The following is a 7,318-nucleotide window of genomic DNA, read 5'->3' on the forward strand; positions in this document are numbered from 1 at the left end:
GTTCCTAAGCTGTGTCCTTCACCCGGGACACGATCAATCCGTGGCGGCCGCCACTCCGAACCATAGGCATGACAAAGCCTCTAAACCGGATTACGGGCGCCACCGCCATGGCCGCACTGGCAGGCGTGGTGGCAGCCGCCGTCGTACTTGCCGTTGCGGAGCTGATCGGCGCATTCTTCACTGCCCGGGCGACGCCCCTGTTTGCCCTGGGGTCCACCTTCATCGACTTCACCCCGCCCTGGTTGAAGGACTTTGCGATCGCCACCTTTGGCACGAACGACAAGGCCGCCCTGTTCGTGGGCATGGGGCTGACCATCGCGGTACTGGCCTGCATCCTGGGCGTGGTGGCCTACCGGAAATGGGCGCTGGGGGTCCTGGGAGTGCTGTTCATGGGGGCCGTAATCGTGGGCTGCGTGGTGACCCGCTCCGGCGTCAGCGGCGCGGACGCCATCCCTTCCATCCTGGGAACGGTTGCCGGCCTGGTGGTCCTGCGCCGGCTCATGGTGCCGCTGTGGGGGCTGCACACCTGGCCTGAAGCACCGGCGGACCGCGACGACGACGCCCGCAATCAGGGCGGTGGCACCAACCGGCGCCGGTTCTTCGCCACTGCCGGAGTCACTGCCGTGGCCGCAGGCATCGCCGCCACCGGCGGGCGCCTCCTGGGCGCTGCCCGCAGCAACGTCACCAAGGCCCGTGACGCGCTCACGCTGCCGGCACCGGCAAAGGCGGCCGCCCCGGTACCGGCGGGAGTCCAGTCCCCGGTGCAGGGAGTCGCCCCGTGGCTGACCCCCAACAATGACTTCTACCGCATCGACACGGCCCTGAGCGTCCCCGAAATCAACATTGACGACTGGGAGCTGCGCGTGCACGGACTGGTGGAGCAGGAGCTCACCCTCACCTTCCAGGACCTGCTGGACGCCCAGCTGATCGAATCCCATGTGACCCTGACCTGCGTCTCCAACCCCGTGGGCGGCAACCTCGCCGGCAACGCCAAGTGGCTGGGCCTTCCCATCCGCGACGTCCTTGCCCGCGCCAAGCCCAAGGCCGGGGCGGACATGGTCCTGTCCAAGTCCATCGACGGTTTCAGCGCTTCCACGCCCCTGGAAGTCCTGCAGGACGACCGGGACGCCATGCTGGCCATTGGCATGAACGGTGAGCCGCTGCCATTGGAGCACGGCTACCCGGTGCGGATGGTGGTTCCAGGACTCTATGGATTTGTTTCCGCCACCAAATGGGTGGTGGACCTGGAGGTGACCCGTTTCGCGGACAACAAGGCCTACTGGACCGACCGCGGCTGGTCGGAGCGGGGTCCCATCAAGACCATGGCCCGCGTGGACGTACCCAAGTCCTTCGCCAAAGTACCCGCCGGAAAAGTCGCCGTGGGCGGTACCGCCTGGGCCCAGACGCGCGGCATCACCAAGGTTGAAATCCAGATCGACAATGGCGACTGGGCGGAGGCCACGCTTTCCGACGAGGCCTCAACCGTCACCTGGCGCCAGTGGTCCTACGAGTGGGACGCCACGCCCGGCCCGCATTACATCAAGGTCCGCGCCACCGACGGCACCGGAGAGGTCCAGACCGACAAGCGCGCAGACCCGGTTCCCGACGGAGCCTCCGGCTGGCAGTCGGTCATGGTGACCGTCCAGTAAGGGGACCGCCCCATAGACTGGCGTTATGCCGCACAATCCGCACGCAACCTTTACCGTGGACTCCGCCGTCGAACTGGCCGTGATCGAACGCAGCGGGTTCGTGGAGTCACGGCACGTTGGCTCCGCCGTCCTCCTGTCCGCCGACGGCTCGGTGGTGACGGAGCTTGGCGACATCAACACCCCCGTCTATGCCCGGTCCGCGCTGAAGCCGTTCCAAGCCTTGGCCTCCATGCAGTCCGGGGTACCCCTGCGGGGCGCCCAGGTAGCCATCGCCTGCGGAAGCCACACCGGGTCCCTGGACCATATGGACGTTGTGGGGGGCATGCTCAAGGCGGCAGGGGTCCGCGAAGACCAGCTGCAGTGCCCGGAAGCATGGCCGCAGGACGAAACGGCCCGGAACTGGCTGGTGCGTTCGGAAAAGGGGAAATCCCGGCTGGCCTACAACTGTTCAGGGAAGCACGCCGCCTTCCTCTGGGCCTGCACGGAGAACGGGTGGGACACGCAGACCTACCTGGAGCCCAACCATCCCCTCCAGCAGCGGGTGCGGAACGTCATTGAGGAATACACCGAGGAGAAGATCGCCCATTTGGGGATCGACGGCTGCGGCGCGCCGGTGGCGGCAGTCTCGCTCAAAGGCCTGGCCAGGGCCTACTCACAACTGGCCAAGGCCCCTGGGGACCAGAGCTACAGCGCCAGGGCCGCCACCATCGCCACGTCAATGCTGGATTACCCGTGGGCCGTGCAGGGCCGGGGGGAAGCCAACACCGTGGTGATGGACGAGCTGGAGGTCATCGCCAAAATCGGCGCCGAGGGCGTCCTTGCCATGGCCACGCCCCAAGGGGTCTCAGTGGCCGTCAAAATCCTGGACGGGAACATCCGGGCAACCTCACTGGTGGCACTGACCCTGCTGGCCGCAGCAGGAGCCGTGGAAATCCCGGGCGTTGCCAGCGTCCTGGAGCAGGTGGTGGAACCCGTACTGGGCGGTGGCCGGCCGGTGGGACAGATCCGGTTGGGACCGGCGGTTTCCGCCCTCCTGGACTGACACCCGTCGTCAAACCCCGCGAATTCAAACCCCGCGAAAGGAAGCCTGGAAGCATGGCCGTAGCCCGCCGTCGTATTGACGTCCAGGAAGGCAAAGCAGCGCTGAAGGCGTGGCTGGAAGGTGCGCAGCCGCCGTCGGACGCTCCCCTGCCACGGACCGTCCTGGCCACTGCGGTGCGGTATTCCCTGGAGGAGCTGACGGCCCGCGCGCCGGGCAATTCGGTTGAAGTGCGGGTGCCGCCGTTTGGCGTCACCCAGTGCGTGGAGGGCCCGCGGCATACGCGCGGCACCCCGCCCAACGTGATTGAGTGCGACGCCGCCACCTGGCTTGCGATGGTCACCGGCCGGATGGCGTGGGCGGACGCCGTCGCAGCCCACAAAGTGGCGGCATCAGGCCTCCGCGCGGACCTCTCTGCCCTGCTCCCCCTCTAGCCTGCCGCCAACCGCCGCTCAGAGGGACCGGGCTGCCGGATCCGCCTCGGCCGGCTCCGCCGCTGCATGCGGGACCCGGTTCTGCAGCCGCGTGGACAGTGCCGCCACTACGGCGAAGGCAAACGCGCCGAGCGCGATCAGGACGGACATGACGGCAACCGTGCCGTAGCCCGCAGCCCTCGGATCAAGGAACGGGTAGGGGTACCAGTCCACGATGGGACCCCGGACCAGGCTGTAGGCAAGGTAGAGCATCGGAAACGAGAGCCACACCAGGGAGGTCCGGACCGGGATCCTGGTCCGGGGGAGGTCCACCAACCAGTCGATGACCATGACGGTTGGGATGGTGTAGTGCAGCACCACGTTGATCCACGGGATCGGCGTGTTCACGTCCACGTCGCTCAGCAACAGGCTGTACGTGATCCCGGTAATGGTCATGTAGACGGTGGCGGCGCCGCGGAGCAGCTCGAGCCATCGCGGGCTGCTGCCTTTCCAGGCGTACCAGCCCGCGATCGCCAGGGTCACGAAGGCAATGATGTTGGACTCGATGGTGAAGTAGCTGAAGTAGTTTCCGGCTTTGGCCCCGGGCACGTTCTGCACCAAGTGCAGGAACTGGAACAGCACGGCCACGAAGCCCAGCAGCGCGAACCAAAAGCGGAAAAGAGCCAGCCCCCTGTTTACGGTCATGGCCTGATCCTAGGGCCTTCCGGGCAACCAGCCCTGCAGGGCGGCTAACCGCGGCCGACGAAGGGCATGCCGGCGGCGGTGACCACCACCGAGCCCACACTGGCCGAGGCCGGCATGTTGGCCATCATCAGCACCGCGCGCGCTGCGTCGGCCACCGGGAACATCGGTTCCACCTTGCGGCTGCCGTCCGCCTGCAGCGCGCCGGAGCCCACACCGATGGTGTCCATGATCTCCGTGGCCGTGTTGCCAATGTCGATCTGTCCGCAGGTGATGCCAAAGCCGCGGCCGTCCAGTTCGATGCTCTTGGTCAGCCCGGTCATGGCGTGCTTGGTGACGGTATAGGCGACAGTCCGGGGGCGGGGCGAGTGGGCGGAGATGGAGCCGTTGTTGATGATCCGGCCGCCCTGCGGCTGCTGCGCCTTCATGGTCTGCACGGCGGCCGCCGCGCAGAGCATGGACCCCGTAAGGTTTACCGCCAGGGTTGCGTTCCAGTCCTCGAAGCTGATTTCGTCCACGCCGGCGGCCGGACCGAAGACACCGGCGTTGTTGAACAGCACGTCCACCCGTCCCCACTGTTGGCGGGCCGCCTCGAAAAGCTGCTCGACGTCGTCGGGCCGGGTGACGTCGCAGGGCACCACCAGCGCGTGCGGGTTGTTGTCAGCGGTTTCCTTCAGCTGCGCCTCCCGGCGGCCGGCAAGCGCCACGCGGTAGCCGGCCGCCAGCATCTGCCGGGCCACCTCCCGGCCGATGCCGGACCCGGCCCCGGTGACGACGGCTACTCTTGGGACCTGTTGAGGGCTGCTCACGGTGTTCTCCTGGTTCAGGGCTGCGCCGGCACGGCCGGCATGTTCAGCGGCCAGCCTATGACGGTTTTGGGCCTCGGGGCGGCGAAGGTCCGCACCTTGGAGGTGGACAGTTTCATCCGGACCAAGGATTCGGCGATGGTCACGGCGGCAGCCACCCCGTCCACCACGGGCACGCCTGCCCGTTGCCGGATCTGTTCGTCCAGCCCCGCCATGCCTCCGCAGCCCAGGACGATGACCTCGGCCTTGTCCTGGGTGACCGCCAGCATGGCCTGGTTGATGATGGCCTCCACGGCGCGGTCCGGCTCCTCCTCAAGCTCCAGCACGGCCATGCCGCTGGCCCGGACGGACGCGCACCTGGCGTCCAGGCCGGCCAGCTTCAGCCGGTCCTCGATGAGGGGCACCGTACGGTCCAGGGTGGTGACCACGGAATATTTATGCCCCAGGAACATGGCCGTGCTGGCAGCCGCCTCGGTGATGTCCACCACCGGTACCTCCAGGAGCTCCTGCAGCCCTTCGCGGCCGTGTTCGCCGTAGCCGGCCTGGATTACGGCGTCGAACGGCTCCGGATGGGACGTGACGGCGTCCATGACGGCGATGGCCGCCAGGTAGCTTTCAAAGTTGCCCTCACACGAGTCCGCGCCGAACCTCGGGGTAATGCCCACGATTTCTGTTCCGGGGGCGGCCACGCTGCGTGCGGAGGCCGCGATGGAATCGGTCATGGAGCGGGTGGTGTTGACGTTGGCGACAAGTATGCGCATGGGAGGGTCCTCTGTCCTGCGGTTCAGTGGGTGCTGGCGACGGCGATTGCCTCGCCGTCGTGGTCCACGAGCCGTTGGTTGCGGTCGGCGATGAAGAAGTACAGTGCCGCGGCAATACCGGCGGCAAAGAACCAGGCGAAGGGGGCAGCGGCGGCCAGGCCCGGAACAAACGCGATGAGGAGGGCCAGGACGGCGGCGGGAACCATGGCGATGATTGCCCTGGGGTTGACGCCCTTCTTGTAGAAATACGCCCCGTCCGGGGACGCCGTGTAGAGCTCCGGCACGTTGACCTTGCCGCGCCGGATCAGCCAGTAGTCAGCCATGACGACGCCGAACAGCGGGCCGAGCAGCGCACCAAGGCCGCCGAGGAAGTACACGATGACCAGCGGGTTGTTGTAGAGATTCCAGGGCAGGATAAGGAGGCCGATCGTGGCGGAGACCATCGCCGCCTTACGGAAGTTGAGCCGCTTGGGGAAGAGGTTGGTCAGTGCGTACACGGGGGCAACGAAGTTGGCCATCAGGTTCACGGCGATGGTCAGGATCAGCAGGGCGAGGCAGGCCAGCACCAGGAACACCGTGTTGGGGATGGTCTGGACGATGTCCGAGGGGCTCTTGATGATGGTGCCGTTGATCTTGAACTGGCCACCGGCCATCAGCACCACGATGGCCCCGAAGAGCAGCATGTTGATGGGAATGCCCCAGAAGTTGCCGCGCACCACAGCCTTCTTTGAGACAGCGGAGCGGGTGAAGTCGCAGAAGTTCAGGACGAAGGTGCCGTAGATGGACACCCAAAGGGCGCCGCCGGCGAAGATGGTGAGCCACATTTCCGGCCCTTGCAGGGCCTTGTCGGAGGACCACGCAATGCTTCCCCCGGCCTCCACGAAAATCCAGACGGCCATCGCGGCCATGGTGGCAAGGATGACGGGACCGGCGAAGGCCTCGTACTTGCGGATCATTTCCATTCCGAAGCTGACGATCACCAACTGGACCACCCAGAGAGCCACGAAGGCCATCCAGCCCAGCGTGGACAGGCCCAGGAGGGAATCCTTGTCCAGGTCCGCCAAGGCGGGGAACATGGCGACGAGCATCACCCGGAACACCACGGAAGCGAGATACGTCTGGATGCCGAACCAGGCCACCGCCACGGCACCGCGGAGGAGGCTGGCAATCTGCGCTCCCCTGATACCGAAGCTGATTCGGCTCATGACCGGGAAGGGGACACCGGTTTTGACGCCCATGAATCCGGAGAGGGTCAGGAGGCCGAACAGCAGCGCCGCGCCGATGCCCAGCGCCATGAGGATCTGCCACCCGCCCAGCCCCAGCGCGAACAGGCCGATGGCGAAGGCATAGTTGCCCAGGCTGTGTACGTCATTCGCCCACAGGGTGAAGATGCTGTAACTGGTCCAGCTGCGGCCCGCGCGCTTGGTCGGGGCAAGATCGGCGTTGTAGAGGGAGGGGCTGATGCTCATACCTGAGGCGGCACTGGCTGATTCGCAGAGTGCGTCAACGCTGCCGGCGGCATGTGCTGACGGCGTTGTCAGGCCCGGCTCCGCGTCAACGCCCGCAGTGGGAGGGGTTTGCATAGGGGTCTCAATTCGTTGGGGTATTCCGCGTGGTGAGGCCGACCTTCGTCGTTTCTGTTATTCCACATTGCGGAAATGAGATATTGAATAGTGAAATAAGGGTATGACTTGGGTCACTGGCGGTCAAGTGCCTTCCACAGCGCCGGCCGGTCACAAGGCGCTGTTTCGGACCCGAGCCTGACCGTCAGTCCCCAGTGGCAGCCGTCACGTTGACCAGAGCTCACCTTCGGAACTAATCTCGTCTAGCAATAATATTTTCTCACAATACGAAAACATGCGCCTATCGCATTCAAAGATGAAAAGAGGCTGCCGTGGCTGCAGGAGAAGATACCTCCCATATCCTCAGCGGGTTGACTAACCAGCTG

Annotated in this window: 7 protein-coding genes; 3 read left to right on the forward strand and 4 right to left on the reverse strand. The window is 65.9% G+C overall.

Features of this window, described 5'->3' with window-relative positions; all coding sequences use genetic code 11:
- The first annotated feature begins 68 nt into the window (after window positions 1-68).
- From HNO81_RS19140 to HNO81_RS19150, 3 genes are read left to right on the forward strand one after another with little or no spacing between them, the layout of a single operon-like run.
- Complete coding sequence (locus HNO81_RS19140; protein WP_175319679.1) at window positions 69-1,649, forward strand: molybdopterin-dependent oxidoreductase; 1,581 nt, start codon at window positions 69-71, stop codon at window positions 1,647-1,649.
- A gap of 25 nt (window positions 1,650-1,674) precedes the next feature.
- Window positions 1,675-2,691 (forward strand): asparaginase, encoded by a 1,017-nt coding sequence (locus HNO81_RS19145; protein WP_175319680.1) that lies wholly within the window; start codon window positions 1,675-1,677, stop codon window positions 2,689-2,691.
- Between the two features lie 53 nt (window positions 2,692-2,744).
- A complete protein-coding gene (locus HNO81_RS19150; protein ID WP_175319681.1) occupies window positions 2,745-3,122 on the forward strand; it encodes a sterol carrier family protein in 378 nt (125 codons plus the stop codon).
- An 18-nt stretch (window positions 3,123-3,140) separates the two neighbouring features.
- Here HNO81_RS19150 and HNO81_RS19155 read toward each other — a convergent pair whose 3' ends face one another.
- Genes HNO81_RS19155 through HNO81_RS19170 form a run of 4 tightly spaced genes read right to left on the reverse strand, consistent with a single transcriptional unit; the run spans window position 3,141 to window position 6,953 of the window.
- Window positions 3,141-3,806, reverse strand: a complete 666-nt coding sequence (locus HNO81_RS19155) for a Pr6Pr family membrane protein (RefSeq protein ID WP_175319682.1) — start codon at window positions 3,804-3,806, stop codon at window positions 3,141-3,143.
- Between the two features lie 44 nt (window positions 3,807-3,850).
- Entirely contained in the window at window positions 3,851-4,612 is a 762-nt protein-coding gene (locus HNO81_RS19160; protein WP_175319683.1) for an SDR family oxidoreductase, read from the reverse strand.
- A gap of 14 nt (window positions 4,613-4,626) precedes the next feature.
- Complete coding sequence (locus HNO81_RS19165) at window positions 4,627-5,370, reverse strand: aspartate/glutamate racemase family protein (RefSeq protein WP_175319684.1); 744 nt, start codon at window positions 5,368-5,370, stop codon at window positions 4,627-4,629.
- 23 nt (window positions 5,371-5,393) lie between these two features.
- Window positions 5,394-6,953, reverse strand: coding sequence for an NCS1 family nucleobase:cation symporter-1 (locus tag HNO81_RS19170; RefSeq protein WP_175319685.1), 1,560 nt, complete (start codon window positions 6,951-6,953; stop codon window positions 5,394-5,396).
- Window positions 6,954-7,318: the final 365 nt, after the last annotated feature.

This window comes from Pseudarthrobacter sp. C4D7, assembly GCF_013359725.1.
Classification (GTDB): Bacteria; Actinomycetota; Actinomycetes; order Actinomycetales; family Micrococcaceae; genus Arthrobacter.